This is a genomic window from Tistlia sp. (assembly GCF_040905785.1).
Taxonomy (GTDB): Bacteria; Pseudomonadota; Alphaproteobacteria; order Kiloniellales; family DSM-21159; genus Tistlia.
This window is the reverse complement of the sequence record NZ_JBBDQW010000041.1, coordinates 1-15,791: the sequence shown is the minus strand read 5'-3', so window position 1 is coordinate 15,791 and position 15,791 is coordinate 1. Positions and strand designations below refer to the sequence as shown.

The 15,791-nt window shown below is 71.9% G+C and carries 8 protein-coding genes; 3 read left to right on the top strand and 5 right to left on the bottom strand.

Going from position 1 to position 15,791, the window contains the following annotated elements:
* Window positions 1-60 precede the first annotated feature (60 nt).
* Window positions 61-1,434, bottom strand: coding sequence for a methylenetetrahydrofolate--tRNA-(uracil(54)-C(5))-methyltransferase (FADH(2)-oxidizing) TrmFO (gene trmFO / locus WD341_RS10135; protein ID WP_368425330.1), 1,374 nt, complete (start codon window positions 1,432-1,434; stop codon window positions 61-63).
* Here trmFO and dacB point away from each other — a divergent pair.
* The 3 genes from dacB to WD341_RS10120 all read left to right on the top strand — a co-directional run bounded on the left by dacB (window position 1,433) and on the right by WD341_RS10120 (window position 4,531).
* Window positions 1,433-2,974, top strand: coding sequence for a D-alanyl-D-alanine carboxypeptidase/D-alanyl-D-alanine-endopeptidase (gene dacB, locus WD341_RS10130; RefSeq protein ID WP_368425329.1), 1,542 nt, complete (start codon window positions 1,433-1,435; stop codon window positions 2,972-2,974). The two genes, trmFO and dacB, sit on opposite strands and share 2 nt — an antisense overlap.
* Window positions 2,975-3,008: 34 nt before the next feature.
* On the top strand, window positions 3,009-4,058 hold the full coding sequence (locus WD341_RS10125; protein WP_368425328.1) for a lipid A deacylase LpxR family protein: 1,050 nt from the start codon (window positions 3,009-3,011) through the stop codon (window positions 4,056-4,058).
* A 110-nt stretch (window positions 4,059-4,168) separates the two neighbouring features.
* Window positions 4,169-4,531, top strand: a complete 363-nt coding sequence (locus WD341_RS10120; protein ID WP_368425327.1) for a hypothetical protein — start codon at window positions 4,169-4,171, stop codon at window positions 4,529-4,531.
* 78 nt (window positions 4,532-4,609) lie between these two features.
* On the opposite strand, the gene WD341_RS10115 is transcribed toward WD341_RS10120, so the two are convergent.
* The 4 genes from WD341_RS10115 to uvrA all read right to left on the bottom strand — a co-directional run.
* On the bottom strand, window positions 4,610-9,952 hold the full coding sequence (locus WD341_RS10115) for an AAA family ATPase (RefSeq protein ID WP_368425326.1): 5,343 nt from the start codon (window positions 9,950-9,952) through the stop codon (window positions 4,610-4,612).
* Window positions 9,953-9,994: 42 nt separating this feature from the next.
* Window positions 9,995-11,476, bottom strand: coding sequence for a hypothetical protein (locus WD341_RS10110; protein WP_368425325.1), 1,482 nt, complete (start codon window positions 11,474-11,476; stop codon window positions 9,995-9,997).
* Between the two features lie 373 nt (window positions 11,477-11,849).
* The gene (locus WD341_RS10105; protein ID WP_368425324.1) at window positions 11,850-13,091 is read right to left on the bottom strand and encodes an adenylate/guanylate cyclase domain-containing protein; all 1,242 of its coding nucleotides are present in this window, start codon (window positions 13,089-13,091) and stop codon (window positions 11,850-11,852) included.
* A 94-nt stretch (window positions 13,092-13,185) separates the two neighbouring features.
* Window positions 13,186-15,791: excinuclease ABC subunit UvrA (gene uvrA, locus WD341_RS10100; RefSeq protein ID WP_368425323.1), on the bottom strand; the 2,606-nt coding region annotated here is incomplete at its 5' end.

Sequence of the window (15,791 nt, the reverse complement as noted above, 5' to 3'; positions counted from 1 at the left end):
GTCCCCCTTGGCTGTGCGGGCGCGGGACCTGTCCCGCCGCCGTGGTTGCAGGTGCCGCCGCTACTCCGCGGCGGCCCGGGCCCGGCCGAGCCAGGCGTCGAGGTCAGCGAGCGCGCGCTCCCCGTAGGCCGCCTTGCGCTCGCTCTTCTTGAGCTTGCGGCCGAGCGGCGGCAACAGCCCGAAGTTGACGTTCATCGGCTGGAAGGTCTCGGACTCGGCGCCGCCGGTGATATGGCCGAGCAGTGCCCCCAGCGCGGTCGTCGCCGGCGGCGGCGTCGACTCCCGGCCCTGCCGCTCGGCGGCCGCGAAGCGCCCGGCCAGCAGGCCGATCGCCGCCGATTCGACGTAGCCCTCGACGCCGGTGATCTGCCCGGCGAAGCGCAGCCGCGGCTCGGCCTTCAGGCGCAGGCGGCCGTCGAGCAGTTTCGGCGAGTTGATGAAGGTGTTGCGGTGGATGCCGCCGAGACGCGCGAACTCGGCCCGCTCCAGGCCGGGGATCGTGCGGAAGGCGGCGACCTGGGCGCCGTGCTTCAGCTTGGTCTGGAAGCCGACCAGGTTGTAGAGCGTGCCCAGCGCGTTGTCCTGGCGCAGCTGGACCACGGCGTAGGGCTGGTGGCCGGTGCGCGGGTCGGTCAGGCCGACCGGCTTCATCGGGCCGTAGCGCAGCGTCTCTGGGCCGCGCTCGGCCATGACCTCGATCGGCAGGCAGCCCTCGAAATAGGGCGTGTCCTGCTCCCACGCGTGGAAGGGCGTCTTCTCGCCGGCGATCAGGGCGGCGACGAAGGCCTCGTACTCGGCCTTGGTCAGCGGGCAGTTAATGTAGTCCCGCCCGCCGCCCTTGTCGTAGCGGGACTGGAACCAGGCGACCGAGAGGTCGACCGAGTCCTTGTGGACGATCGGGGCGATGGCGTCGAAGAAGGCCAGGTGGTCCTCGCCCGACAGCGCCAGCACCGCCTCGCTCAGTGCCGGCGAGGTCAGCGGGCCGGTCGCGACGATCACGCTGTCCCATGCCGCGGGCGGCAGGCCGGCGACCTCCTCGCGCTCGATCGCGACCAGCGGCTCGGCCTCCAGCGCCGCCGTCACCGCCTCGGCGAAGCCGTCCCGGTCGACCGCCAGCGCCCCGCCGGCCGGCACCTTGTGGCGGTCGCCGCAGGCCAGGATCAGCGAGCCGCAGCGGCGCATCTCCTCGTGCAGCAGGCCGACGGCGTTGCTGCGCCAATCGTCCGAGCGGAAGGAGTTGGAGCAGACCAGCTCGGCCAGCCGGTCGGTCTCGTGCGCTGCCGTCTTGCGCCGCGGGCGCATTTCGTGCAGCACCACCGGCAGGCCGGCACGCGCGATCTGCCAGGCGGCCTCGCTGCCGGCCAGGCCGCCGCCGACGACATGGATCGGGCCCGGGTCGATGGCACCTGGGTGCTGGGCAGGGATCGTGGTCATGGGCGCAGATAACCAAGGGCCGGGCAGCGGCGCAAGCCGTCTCGCGGCGGCCGGGCGAGCCTGCCTGCTGCTGGTGCTCGGCCTCGGCCTGACCCTGCTGCCCGCCGCCGCGCGCGCCGAGGGCGATCTGCCGGGTCTGGCGGCCCTGGAGACGCGCGGCGCGGCCACCGCCGGGCTGGTCGTCGACCTGGAGCGGCAGCGGGTCCTGGCCGCGCGGGGCGCCGACCGCGCGCTGATCCCGGCCTCGACGGTCAAGCTGGCGACCGCCAGCCTGGCGCTGCAGACCTGGGGGCCGGCGCACCGCTTCACGACCGCGGTGCTGCGCCGCGGGCCGCTCGAGGACGGCGTGCTGCGCGGCGACCTGGTGCTGCGCGGAGGCGGCGATGCCTCGCTGACCGCACCGGACTTCTGGCGCCTGGCCCTCGACCTGGCCCAGCGCGGCCTGCGCCGGGTTGAGGGCGACCTGGTGGTGGACGAGAGCCTGTTCGGCCGCCTGGCCTGCACGATCGAGGACCGCTGCGAGGCCGAGGCCGCCAGCGCCCACGCCTTCGACGCACCGCTCACCTCGACGCCGGTCGACTACAACACCCTGGCCCTGACCCTGGTCGCCGGCGCGCAGCCCGGCGAGGCGGCGCGGCTCATCCCGCAGCCCTTCGTGCCGCCCTTCCTCCCGCCGGGCCTGGCGATCGAGGGCGGCGTCGCCACCGCCGCCGGCCCGGCGCGCCTGACCCTGGAGCGGACCAGCGCCGGCGGCATCGATCGCCTGCGCATCGCCGGCCAGCTGCCGCCCGGCGAGACCCTCACGCTCTACCGATCGCTGGGCGAGCCGGCGCTCCACGCCGGCCGGCTGTTTCACGCCTTCCTGGCGCAGGCCGGCGTCGCGGTCGCCGGCGCGGTCCGGGTCGAATACCTGCCGGTCGCGCCCGCCGAGCCGCTGCTCGACCACCAGGGCGCCGAGCTGGCGCGCGCGCTCGACCTGATGCTCGGCTACTCGAACAACCTGCTGGCCGACACCCTGGCTCTCAACCTGCTGGGCGCGCTGCGCCCCGGCTCCGCGCCAGACCTGCCCGCCGCCGGGGCGCTGCTCGGTGAGTACCTGGCCGGAGCGGCCGCCGGCTCGGCCTTCCCGGCGCCGCCGGCCACGCCGCCGCCGCTGTTGCGCGACGGCAGCGGCCTCGATCCCTCGGCCCGCCTGAGCCCGCGCCAGCTGGTCCAGCTGCTCGAGCGGGACTACCGGCAAGCGGCGACCTTTCCGACCCTGGTCGGCGCGCTCATCGTGCCGGCCCACGGGCCCCAGCGCAGCCTGCCGGCGCCGCCGGGCGGGCAGGGCGCGGCCGCCTGGGACGAGCGCCTGATGGTCAAGAGCGGCGGCCTCAGCGAACCGGTCTCGGTGACCTCGCTGGCCGGCTACTTCCGCTTCGCGGACGGCGGCTGGGGCGCCTTCGCCTTCCTCGTCAACGGCGCGCCCGGACACCCGATCGCGCGCGGCGAGGCGTTTTCTGCTATGCGAAGGGATCTGACAGCCTATTGGACGCGTTGATGCCTCGCGCCAACGGGACTTCTCGGGGGAATCCATGACACGTGCTCTGATTCACGCCGCCGCCCTGGGCGCCGCCGTCCTGCTGCTCACGGGCGCGGCGCAGGCCAAGGAGCCTTCGGCGAGCTGCACCTCCTCGGTCAAGGAGGCCGGCACCGGCGGCTACTTCTCGCTCTCGGTCGAGAACGATGTCGTCGGCGGCACCGACCGCGACTACACGACCGGGACCCACATCTCCTACCTGTCGGACGAGCTCGACTGCACGAACTTCGCGCGCAGCCTGGGCAGCGTGCTGCCCTTCTTCGATGCCGACCGCGAGCTGCGCTACCAGGTCGGCGTCGGCCAGATCTACTTCACCCCGGAGGACACGCTGGCCACCGAGCTGGTCCGCGACGACCGACCCTATGCCGGCTGGCTCTATGCCAGCTTCGGCCTGGTCTCCTACAACGACGCGACGCCGACCGAGATCGGCCAGATGGAGACGCTGAACATCGACATCGGCGTGGTCGGCCCCTGGGCGCTGGCCGAGGAGATGCAGAACTCCTTCCACCAGTTGATCGGCGCCGACGAGTCGGACGGCTGGAGCAACCAGCTCGGCAACGAGCCCGGCGTCGCCGTCAGCTACTCGACCAAGTGGCGGGTGATCTACGAGCCGATCGAGGACACCAACTTCGGCGTCGACTTCATGCCGCACATCGGCGCCACGGTCGGCAACGTGCTGACCGATGCCGCAATCGGCGGCACGGTGCGCATCGGCACCGGCCTCGATCGCGATTTCGGGCCGCCGCGCATCCGCCCGGCGGTGCCGGGGTCGAGCTACTTCTCCGAGGGCGGCTTCGACACCTACCTCTTCGCCAGCATCGAGGGCCGCGCCGTCGGCCGCGACATCTTCCTCGACGGCAACACCTTCCGGGACAGCCATTCGGTCGACAAGGAGTACTTCGTCGGCGACCTGCAGCTCGGCATCGCCGTGATGTTCGACAAGTGGCGTGTCAGCTACACCCACGTCACCCGCTCGCCGCAGTTCCAGGGCGACGAATGGTCGACCTTCGGCAGCCTGGCGCTCTCCTTCAACGTCGGCTTCTGAGAGGGCTCTGCGCTCGGGACGCGACGAGACGGCTACCTCTTCCCCCGGGAAGTGTGCTAGGGATGCCGCCGCCGACGGCGCTGGGCCGTCGCGTTCAAGGAATCTCCGACATGAAGATCGTGGGCAAGGCGCTGCTGGTCGGCGCATGTCTGCTGTGGAGCGCTTCGGCCCAGGCCGGCGCGCAGGACTTCCAGCTGCTCAACGAGACCGGCTACCAGATCGACTACGTCTACCTCTCCGCGGTCGACGAGCAGGACTGGGAAGAGGACGTCATGGGCGAGGACGCCCTGCCGACCGGCGAGGCCGTCGACATCGAGTTCGCCGGCGGCGACGACCGCTGCCTGTGGGACCTCAAGGCGATCTACAACGACGGCGACGAGGCCGTCTGGGGCGGCATCGACCTCTGCCGGATCGCGCGCATCACGCTCTACTACAACAGCAGCGAAGCCAGGACCTGGGCGGTCACGGAGTAGGCGCAGGCTCCGCCGCGAGGGGCCTTGTCCAACGCGTCGGTTCAAGCTCGTCGGAAAGGTGGGCGTGGCACGGCCCGACTACGTCAGGGCCTTCTCGACCCGTTCCACGCCGTCCCAATCGCCGGCCCAATCGCCGGCCGCTTCCGTGCGCAGGCGACAGCGCTCTTCGAAGCCACGGCTGACGGCGTCGTCCGGGCAGTGCCGGACGGAGGCCGCGAACAGGGCCGCGGCGGCGGACCAGCGGCCCTCGCAGTAGAGCGCCACCGCCCGCTCGAAGTCGTCACGTCCGGCCAGCAGCCGCTCTCGCAGCAACTCGGGCAGTGCGTCGAGGCATTCGAAGACCGCCAGGGGCGCGTCGCGTCCCGCCACCCGGACCTGCCCCAGGCTCCGCAGGGCGACGGCCTCGGGCGTACTTAGCCCTTCCTGCGCGTCGCCGCTGAGCAGCAGGGTCGCACCGAAGTGCTTGGTCAGCTCCTCGACGCGCGCGGCGACGTTGACGGTGTCGCCCATCACGCTGCACTGCAGGTGATCGGGGTCGCCAATCGTGCCCAGGATGACGGCGCCGCTGTGTATGCCGAGGCCGAAGCGCAGCGGCGGCAGCGCGCCGCGGTGGCGATTGTAGCCCTGCAGGCCGCGGCTCATGGCCACGGCGCCGTGCAGGGCGTCCTCGGCGCTGCCCGGAAACAGGGCGAGCAGGCCGTCGCCGAAGTAGTTGGCGACGAACCCGCGGTTCGCCGCGATGCCGGGCTGGACGTGGGCCAGGTAGCGGTTGACCAGCTCGATCGTGCGCTTCGGGCCGATCTCGGCCGACAGGCGCGTGAAGCCGCGCAGGTCGGCAAACAGCACGCTCATCGGCCGCTCGCGCGCCTCGTTCAGGTTGACGCCCACGATGCTGTCGAAGCCGAGGCTCGACAGGATCTGTTCCGGCACGAAGCGGCGGTTCGCCTCGGTCAGCCGGACCTGAGCGTCGAGAGCCTCCTGCGTGCTCCGATGGAGGCGGGCATTCTCGAGCGCGACCGCGGCCTCCGCTGCCAAGGCCTCTGCCAACTCGACCCGGTCGGGCCGGAAGGCGCCGCGGGCGATCTCGTTCTCCAGGTACATGACCCCGACGGTCCGGCCGCGCCGCGAGACGCAGACGGCGAGGATGGCGCGCACGCGGCTTCGGAGGACGTGGGGATCGGCGGCGGTGAGTTCGTCTCTCGCGGCATCCTGGACCACCACCGTGCGCTGCGTCCTGAGCGCCAGCTCCACGATGCCACGCGCGACCGCCGGGCAGTCGTCGAGCGCGACGCCGGACTGCTGCGACTGCGCGTCGTCCCGCGCCTCGATCTCGATCCTGGGGCTGTCGTCCTTGTCGAGCAGGATCATCAGGCCGCGGTCGGCGTTGGCCGCGCGCAGGGTCGTGTGCATCAGCCGGCCGAGCAGTACGTCGTCGTCGAGCTCGCTGGAGATCGCGCCGACCGCCTCGATCAGGCTCTTCAGGTCGAGCTCGCCGGTCCCGCCGCCCTCCTCGGGGAGGGCGAACCTCGCCTGCGGCCCGGCTCCGGCCAGAGTTCCCGCCCCGTACCGCAGTGCCCGCGCCGCGGCCGGCGCGCCCCAGCTCTCGAAGTGGCCGCCGGCGCGCCAAGCGGCGAGCTCGGCCGAATGGGCGTCGCCCAGCTGCGAGAAGAGCTCGGCAATCCGCCGCTCGGCCAGAGCCTGATAGAGCGGCGCACCGCCGCTCGCCGCCTCGCCGACCGCGCGGTGCAGGGTCACGATGGCGTCGTTGGCTCGGCCGCGCCGCAGCAGATCCTCCGCATCCAGGAGCGAGAGCCTGTGGGACAGGTTGGCGGGGGCGTGGCGGGCCCACCTGCGGACGCGCCGCGCCTGGCGGCGAGCGAGGCGCAGCGACGCGGCGCCGCCGTGTCCGGCGGCGAGGCGATAGGCGTTGAGGCCTCGGAAGAAGGCCAGACCGGGCACCAGGACCTGGCCGACGATGTTGGCCTCCCAGCGCGCCGCCAGCTCGAAGCGCCGCTCGGCCCGCTCGTAGCGCCCGGCGAGATGGTCGAGGATGCCGGCCGCCAGGGAGGCGATCGCGATCTGCACGCCGTTGCGGGTGAGCTCGAAGCCCGGCAGTTGCGCAGGGTAGTCGAACCAGCTGCCCGCCAGCTCGTCGGGCAGCTCCTGGGCGCGCAGCGCTTCGAAGAGCTGAACCCAGGCGAGGAAGCTCGCCTGCACGTGCGGCTTGTGGCTCGCCGCGATATAGCGCACGACCTCCTCGTGGCGCCGGTCGGCCTCGAGCGGGGTGCCGGCAAGAAACTCGGTGTAGAGCAGCACCCCGCCGCAGTAGACGGCACTCTCCTCGTCGCCCGCGTCGCGGTTCAGGCGCCAGTCCTCCAACAGCCCGGCCGAGACCCGGGCCAGGGGCTCCTTCCAGTGCCTGACGAAGGCGCCGACGACGAAGCGTGCCCTCGCCTCCTCGGCGCCGCCGTAGCGGCGGCCGAGCGTCGTTGCGAGCTGGCCGAAGCGGTAGCCCGTCTCGATGCGGCCGAGCACGCCGCAGAGGACCAGCGCCCACACGGCGAGGCCGTAGGGCGAAGCGGGGTTGAGGCCTCGCTCGATCGAGAGCCTGGTGCAGGTGATGCCGATCAGCGGCAGCAGGGCCGGCTCGGCGAAGTAGGCCGCGCCGGCCGCCTGGGCCAGCAGGTTCACCGCCTCGCGCAGCGCCGGGTCCTGGCATTCCGGCAGATCCTCCAGCGCTTCGGGGGTCTTGCCGGCCTGCGCCCGAAGCACCCGTGCGACGGCGTACAGGAGGTGGTAGGGGCGTGGCCGGCGCGGCAGCGAGACGCCCAGCTCCCGGGCCACCTCGACGCAGATGTCGACGGCTTCCTCGTAGCGGGTCTCGGTGGACAGGAATCGGATCCGCAGCCCGTGCATCCGCGCCGCGTCCACCGGGTCGTGCACCTGCTCCAGGACGTGCCGGGCCAGGGCCTCCAGCCGCTCCGTATCGCCGAGCGCGAAGGCGCACTCCGCGAGCGCCAGGTGGATGCCGAGCGTGGTCTCGTAGGCTTCGCCCCAGGCATCCTCCGGCAGCAGCGCCAGCGCGACCTCCAGCTGGCTGCGGGCGGTCTCGAAGGCCAGTCCACGCAGCGCCTTGCGGCCGGCCCGCAGCCCGAGCTGCGCATGGTCGAGGCGCTCCCCCGCGTCGGAAATCAACGCGACGCCCCCGGCGAGATGGTTGAACAGCTCGACGACGTCGGCCTCGATCTCCTCCGGCGACAGGCTGCGCAGCAATAGCCGGCCGATGCGCAGATGGCGCTCCGCCCGCTGCCGCTCGTCGAGTCGCTGGTGGACCGCCTGGCGAACCTGGTCGTGCTGGAATCGGTAGCGCGCGGTGTCGAAGCCGTCCGCTTCCTCCGGATCCAGCTGCCAGGCGGCCAGCGCCTCGAAGGACTTGTACGCGCTGCCGAGCGGCAGGAGCAGGCCGGCGGTCACGGCCGGTCCCAGATCCGCCGCCGCCTCGCTCTGCCGGATTTCGTGGACTCGCGCCAGGGTGCGCAGGTCGAAGGCGCTGCCGATGCAGGAGGCGGACTCCAGCAGCTCCAGCGTGCGCGCCGGCAGGCCGCCGAGGCGCGCGGTCAGGAAGCTGGCGAGGTCGTCGGGAACGCCGCTCTGCGGCAGCTGCTCCAGCGCGAGCCGCCAGCGGCCGAGCGTGCGGTCGAATCCGAAGCAGCCGCGCTCGTGCAGCGCCCCCAGCAGCTCGCGGGCGAAATAGGCGTTGCCGGCTGAGACGCGATGGACATGCTCGGCCAGTGCCCCGATCGCCTCGCCCTCTGCGTGCAGCGCGTCGCCGACCAGTTCAGCGATCTCGCTGGCCGACAGTGGGCCGAGCTCGATCTGCAGCACCGACTCGACCTCGCCGGACATCTGCTCGAGGGCGCGCCGCGACGGGTGGCCTGCCGCAAGCTCATTCGAGCGATAGCCGATGACGATCATCAGATGGCGCAGCCCCGGCTCCTTCGCCAGCGCCTCGAGCAGGTTCAGCGACGCCGGATCGGCCCACTGCAGGTCGTCGAGAAAGAGCAGGAGCGGGGCCTGCTCGTCGGCGAAGACGCCGAGGAAGCGTGCCACGACGCCGTTGAAGCGGCGCGCGGCCTCGGCCGGCGCCACCGGATCGATATCGGGCTGTTCGCCGACGAGGGCGTGCAGCTCCGGCAGCACGTCGGTCAGCAGTCGTCCATGGCGCCCGAGCGCCGCCTGCAGGGTCCGCCGGCGCGGCTCGAGCCTGGCCTCGCCTTCCGCGAGTTCCCGGCGCAACAGGGACCGGACGGCCTCGACGAACGGGAGGTAGGGCTGGTCGCGCTTGAACTGGTCGAACTTGCCGGCGGCAAGGCGGCCGCCGTGGCTCGCCACCGGCCCCCGCAGTCTCCCGACCAGGGCGGTCTTGCCGATGCCGCTCGGTCCCGCGACGCAGGCCAGCGTCCGCCTGCCGCGGCAGGCCTCTGCCCAGGCGGCCTCGAGGCTGGCGATGTCCGGGTCCCGTCCGTAGAGGCGGTCCGGCAGGCGAAACAGCGGCGAGACGTCGTCGGTGCCGAGCGCGAAGGGCCGCACGGTGCCGGAGCGCTCGAACTCCGTCGCGCAGCGCTCGAGATCGCGCAGCAGGCCGGCCGCGCTGGCGTAGCGTTCCTCGACGTTCTTGCGCAGCAGCCGCTCCACGATCGCGCAGAAGGGCGCGGGCAGCGCCGGGCGCAGCAGGGACAGGAGCGGCGGCGCCAGGGCGACCTGGGCGTGAACCAAGCTCGCGGCGTCCTGCTGCTCGAAAGGCAGGCGCCCGCTGGCGAGCTCGAACAGCGTGATTCCCAGACTGTAGAGATCGGCGCGATCGTCGACCGGGCTGTCGAGCCGGCCGCACTGCTCCGGAGACAGGTAGGCCAGTGTGCCTTCGATCTGGCGCAGCGTCGGGGTCGCGCCGAGCTCACGCCTAAGCCGTGTGCCCACGTCCAGGTCGATGAAGCGCGCCGAAGCCTTCTGCTCGTCGACCACCAGGTGGGCCGGCGTCACGTCGCGGTGCAGGATGCCGGAGGCGTGCAGCCGGGCCAGCGCACGCGCGAGCGCCGGTGCCAGGTGGATCAGCGGCGCGAGCCGCAGGCCGCCGGGCGGTATCACCCTCGCCAGGACCGTCGCCCCCGGATCCTCGTAGACCAGGCCGACGCCGCCCCCCGGCAGGCGCAGGATCTCGAGCGGACGCGCGACGCTCAGCGGATCGGCCTGCCGGCCGAGATCGAAGGCGAGCTGGCAGCGGGCGATCTGCCGGGGGCTGGTGCCCGGACCCCGCGGCAAGCGCAGGAGCACCGGGCGGCCGTCGGCCGAACGGGCGCGCAGGAGGATCCGGGCCGTATCCTCGTGGAGCACTTCCTTGCGATCGTAGCCCGGCAGTTCCATGGCAAAGCCCCGTCCTGCCTCGCTCCTGCCGCGCCTCCGGCGTCAGTACTGGATCGACTGGGGTATCGTGCGGTCGTAGGGGACCGGGGGGTCGGCGGCGGGATCGGCGCGCAGCGGCATGAAATGACGAAGCGCCGGGTCGCGGCTGACCTCGAGGAGCCGCGCGTGGAAGTCGGTCACCGCCGCCTGCAGGTCCGGCTCCGTGAAGGCGTAGTAGGTCTCGTCGAGGTTGGGCGGAATCGCCCAGGTCTGGAAGAACAGGTGCTGGCAGAGCGCGGCTCGGGCGACGTCGTCGCCGTTGAATATCTCGCCGCTGCGCACCGGCGCCTCGTCCTTGCTGCGCGGCGGCGGCCGGCGGATGCGCAGGCACTTCTCGATCGGCTCGATCTGGTTGCTGAAGCTGGCGTGGTCCCCGCCGTGCGCGACCGAGGCGTTCCAGATGTAGATCGCCATGGTCTCGGCCAGGACATCCGCATCCAGAATCTCCCGCTCCTCCGGGAAGCCGAGGACGTGGGTATGATTGTAGCGGGCCCAGCGGCGCACGTACTCCGTCAGGCCGGCCTGCAGGATATGGCTGGCGACCGTGCGGCAGAACGGCAGGAATGCCCGCTCGTAGTAGGCGGCCAGCCACCGGCCGTAGTCCGACTCGAAGCCCATCGCCGGCCGCCTGTAGGAGAAGGGGGGATAGGCGTTGCCGTAGTCGGCCTCGGGCAGGCCGCGATAGCCGGCTCCGAACAGCAGCTTGAGATTGTAGGCATTCGCCGTCAGGGGGTCGAAGCGGGTGCCCTGGGCGTTGTTGTTCACCACCGACTCCGCGCTCTCCAGCACGGCGTTGTCGAGCGAGAGCGAGTAGCTGGCGTGCGGCGTCAGCAACTGGAACAGCGGATGCGCCATCGGCACCGAGGTCTTGGTGATGGCATTGACCGAGTCCATCGGAAAATGCAGAGCCGGATGCACCACGAACAGCACGTGGTAGGCGGCGCCCTGCAGGGCGTAGAGCATCGCCAGGCCCCAGGACGCGTCACCCGGCTCCACGTAGAGCGGCTCGTCCCGATGTATCTGTATGCAGAGGCAGTTGCGCTGGCCGTCCGGTCGCTCGCGGATGAACAGCTTGGTCGGGGCGCAGTAGGTGCCTGGGATCGGCTTGACCAGGTCCATGGCGCTGAAGTCGTACTTCCACCACCTGTCCTGTCCGAAGTCGAGGCCGGCGGTGCAGCGCGCCCTGTCCGCCTCGGTCAGCGGCAGCAGGAAGCGGGTGTAGAGCGTCGAGAAGAGAATCTCCTCGAACCGCTCGCGCGTCGGCCCGGTCCAGTCCCGATGGGCGGCCGCGTACTGTCCAGCGATCGGCGGGTAGCCGATGCGGCCTTGGATGTAGCGCGCGCCGATGGTCCCGTTGAACAGCAGCGCTTCCATCGGCGGGATGTTCAGGACCTCGTCGGCGCACTGTGTCGGATGCGACGGCGAGGGCTGCGGCCAAGGCCCCTTGCGGGCATAGAGGAACTGGTCCGGAAGCTCGAGATCCATCGTCGGCTAACCTCCGCAGGTCGTGCCCGCACGCTCGAGGCCTGCGGCGGCACACTCCGCGAGCCCGACGGCGACCGGCCGAGCCCGGCAGCGCGCTCAACGCGCCTGGCGGTCGGCCGAACTGCCCGACGACAATCGTTGGGCGATATTGTGTCAGCTCTGTGTCGGCGCGACACCGGAGCAAGGGTCGGCGTCGGCGCGCCCACGCCCCCCGGGCTCGGGACGAAGCGAAGCCGATGGGCCCGCCGGCGCCGCCGGAGATGACCGAGCCGGCACCGGCAGCGCCGGTAACGGCGCGCTTGACGGTGCGAGCGCCGGCCGGCCTGTGCGGCCGGCCGTCGAAAGGTCGGATGCGAGCCGAGCCTGGCGCGTCCTACTCGGCCGCCTGGGCGGCCGGGACGGCCAGGGCGTAGGCCTCCTGGATCTCCTCGAAACCCTTGAGGGCGAAGGCGCCGAGGCGGCGCAGGGGGCGGTCGAGGCAGCCGGCGACGGCCGCCGAGAGCACGATCGGCGGCTCCAGGTCGCGGGCCAGCGGGCCGAGGCGCGCGACCAGGTTGACCGCAGGGCCGATCACCGTGAAGTCGAGCCGGTCGGCGGCGCCGACGTTGCCGTACATGACCTCGCCGGAATGGATCGCGATGCCGGCGCGCAGGCGCGGCAGGCCCTGGTCGAGGATCGTCTCGTTGAAGGCCTCGAGGCGCTCGATCGCCTGCTCGGCGGCCTGCAGCGCGCGGCCGCTGGCGTAGGGGCAGCCGAGCTGGCCGGTCGGCGTCGGGAACACCGCCAGCACCGAATCGCCGATGAACTTCAGGATCTCGCCGTCATGCTCGCGCACCGGCCCGCACATGGCGTCGAAATAGCCGTCGAGCAGGGCGATCACCCGGTCCAGCGGCAGGCGGTTCGACAGCTCGGTGAAGTTGCGCAGGTCGGACATCCAGACCACGGCGTCGATGCGCCGGCCCTGGCCGCGCCGGATGTCGCCCTGCAGCACCTGGCGGCCGGCCTGGGGGCCGAGATAGGTGTCGAGCAGCAGCCGCGTCGTACGCTTGGTCTCGGCCAGCTCGAGCAGGCCGCCGAAGGGGGTCAGCAGGGCGTCGAGCAGGGCCAGGGCGGCGGCGCTGAAGCCGGCGGGATCCTTGGTCGCGAAGGAGATCGCCATCGGGTGGGTGCCGGAGTAGCGCACCGGCCGGATTGTGTAGTCGCAGTAGCCCTCGGCGGCGAGGTCCTCGAGGATCGGGTAGTCGAGCTCGGCCTCGGGGCCGGTCAGGCGCCGGCGCAGCGCCGGGCCGCCCTCGTAGATCGGCTTGACCGGGCTGCGCAGGAACAGCGGGTTGTTGGTGACGCCGTGCAGCCGGTCCTGCTCGACCGCGCCGCCGGCATCGGAATGCCACAGCAGGGTGCGGGCGGCGAACTGGGGGTGCAGCTGGCGCACGTGCAGGCTGGCCCGGTCGATCGGGATGCCGATCGCGCGCAGCTGCTGGCAGAAGCCGCCGAAGAAGAAGGAGGGGCGCGGCAGCAGCGGCCCGGCTTCCCGGTACAGCCAGGTCAGCACGCGGCGCAGGTCGCGCCGACCGGCTTCGGTGAGGCCTTCGGGGTCGTCCAGCAGGTCGGTCATGGTCGTCGTCCAGAGACGTGGGGCCGCGGGCGCCGGCGGCAAACGACGGTTGCAGCGGCCGAGAGCCGACATTCCTGCCGGCGCGGCCGTCGCGTCAAGCCCGCTTCCGCCCGCCGGCGAGCGCCGGCAGGTAGGGGGCGAGGAAGGCGCCGGTGTGGCTCTCCGGCACGGCGGCGACCTGTTCGGGCGTGCCCTGGGCGACGATGCGGCCGCCGCCGTCGCCGCCGTCCGGGCCGAGATCGAGGACCCAGTCGGCGGTCTTGATGACCTCCAGGTTGTGCTCGATGACGACCACCGTGTTGCCCTGCTCGACCAGCGCCTGGAGCACCTCCAGCAGCTTCTTCACGTCCTCGTAGTGCAGGCCGGTGGTCGGCTCGTCGAGGATGTAGATGGTCTTGCCCGTCGAGCGGCGCGACAGCTCCTTGGCCAGCTTGACGCGCTGCGCCTCGCCGCCCGAGAGCGTCGTCGCCGGCTGGCCGACCTTGACGTAGCCCAGGCCGACCCGCTCCAGGGTCTCCAGCTTGGTGCGGATCACCGGCACGGCGCGGAAGAACTCGGCGCCCTCCTCGACTGTCATGTCCAGGACGTCGGCGATCGAGCGGCCCTTGAAGGTCACCTCCAGGGTCTCGCGGTTGTAGCGCTTGCCCTTGCAGACGTCGCAGGTGACGTAGACGTCGGGCAGGAAATGCATCTCGATCTTGATGACGCCGTCGCCCTGGCAGGCCTCGCAGCGCCCGCCCTTGACGTTGAAGGAGAAGCGGCCGGGCTTGTAGCCGCGCTGGTTGGCCTCGGGCAGGCCGGCGAACCAGTCGCGGATCGGCCCGAAGGCGCCGGTGTAGGTCGCCGGGTTGGAGCGCGGCGTGCGGCCGATCGGCGACTGGTCGATGTCGATGATCTTGTCCAGGAACTCGATGCCCTCGACCGCCTCGTGGGGGGCCGGCACCTCGCGGGCGTTGTGCAGGCGCCGCGCCAGGGCCTTGTAGAGCGTCTCGATGATCAGGGTCGACTTGCCGCTGCCCGAGACGCCGGTGACGCAGGTGAAGGTGCCGAGCGGGATCTCGGCGTCGACGCCGGTCAGGTTGTGGCCGGTGGCGCCGCGCACCGCCAGGCGCTGCTTGCGGTGGCCGCGCCGGCGCGTCGTCGGCACGTCGATCTTGCGGAAGCCGGTCAGGTACTGGCCGGTCAGGCTCTCGCTCGACTGCATCACCGTCTCCGGCGTGCCCTCGGCGATGATCTGGCCGCCGTGCTGGCCGGCGCCCGGTCCCATGTCGATCAGCCAGTCGGCGCTGCGGATCGCCTCCTCGTCGTGCTCGACGACGATCACCGTGTTGCCGAGGTCGCGCAGCCGCTTCAGGGTCTCCAGCAGGCGCGCGTTGTCGCGCTGGTGCAGGCCGATCGAGGGCTCGTCCAGGACGTAGAGCACGCCGGTCAGGCCGGAGCCGATCTGCGAGGCCAGGCGGATGCGCTGGCTCTCGCCGCCCGACAGGGTCGCCGAGGCGCGCGACAGGGTCAGGTAGGTCAGGCCGACGTCCTTGAGGAAGCCGAGCCGCGCGTTGATCTCCTTGAGGATGCGCTGGGCGATCTCGCGCTGCTTGTCGCTGAGCTTCGGCGCCAGCGTCTGGAACCAGTCGAAGGCGTCGGCGACCGAGAAGTCGGCGACCTGCCCGATGTGCAGGCCGGCGATCTTCACGGCCAGCGCCTCGGGCTTCAGGCGGTTGCCGCCGCAGGCCTCGCAGGGCTTGCTGGAGCGGTACTTGCCGATCTCCTCACGCGCCCAGTCGCTGTCGGTCTCGCGGTAGCGGCGCTCCAGGTTGCGCACCACGCCCTCGAAGGGCTTGCGCGTCTCGTAGGCGCGCAGGCCGTCGTCGAAGCGCATCGCCACCGGCGTGGTGCCGGTGCCGAAGAGGATCGCCTCGCGGGCCTCCTCGGGCAGCTCCGCCCAGGGCGTCGTCATGGCGACGCCGAAGTGCCGGGCCAGGCTCTCCAGGGTCTGCGGGTAGTAGGGCGACGACGAGCCGGCCCAGGGCGCGACCGCGCCCTTCTTCAAGCTCAGGTGCGTGTCGGGCACGACCCGCTCGGCGTCGACGAAGGAATCGCTGCCGAGGCCGTCGCAGGCCGGGCAGGCGCCGAAGGGGTTGTTGAAGGAGAACAGCCGCGGCTCGATCTCGTCGATCGTGAAGCCCGAGACCGGGCAGGCGAAGCGCTGGGAGAAGAGCGTGCGCCGGCCGTCGTCGGCGTCCTCGGCAAAGGCCAGGCCGTCGGCCAGCTCCAGCGCGGTCTCCAGGGAGTCGGCGAGGCGGCTCTCCAGGCCCTCGCGCACGACCAGACGGTCGACCACGACCTCGATGTCGTGCTTGCGCTTCTTGTCGAGCGCCGGCGCCTCCTCGATCTCGACCAGCTCGCCGTCGATCTTGACCCGCTGGAAGCCGCGCTTCTGCAGGTCGGCGAGCTCCTTGCGGTACTCGCCCTTGCGGCCGCGCACGATCGGCGCCAGCAGGTAGAGCCGGGTCTTCTCCGGCATCGCCATGATCTTGTCGACCATCTGGCTGACCGTCTGGCTCTCGATCGGCAGGCCGGTGGCCGGCGAGTAGGGCACGCCGACGCGCGCGTAGAGCAGGCGCAGGTAGTCGTAGATCTCGGTGACCGTGCCGACCGTCGAGCGCGGGTTCTTCGAAGTCGTCTTCTGCTCGATCGAGATCG

Coding starts and splice junctions, on each gene's coding strand:
- WD341_RS10120 (WP_368425327.1), top strand. CDS start 4,169: ATGAAGATCGTGGGCAAGGCGCTGCTGGTCGGCGCATGTCTGCTGTGG.
- dacB (WP_368425329.1), top strand. CDS start 1,433: ATGGGCGCAGATAACCAAGGGCCGGGCAGCGGCGCAAGCCGTCTCGCG.
- WD341_RS10115 (WP_368425326.1), bottom strand. CDS start 9,952: ATGGAACTGCCGGGCTACGATCGCAAGGAAGTGCTCCACGAGGATACG.
- WD341_RS10125 (WP_368425328.1), top strand. CDS start 3,009: ATGACACGTGCTCTGATTCACGCCGCCGCCCTGGGCGCCGCCGTCCTG.
- WD341_RS10105 (WP_368425324.1), bottom strand. CDS start 13,091: ATGACCGACCTGCTGGACGACCCCGAAGGCCTCACCGAAGCCGGTCGG.
- WD341_RS10110 (WP_368425325.1), bottom strand. CDS start 11,476: ATGGATCTCGAGCTTCCGGACCAGTTCCTCTATGCCCGCAAGGGGCCT.
- trmFO (WP_368425330.1), bottom strand. CDS start 1,434: ATGACCACGATCCCTGCCCAGCACCCAGGTGCCATCGACCCGGGCCCG.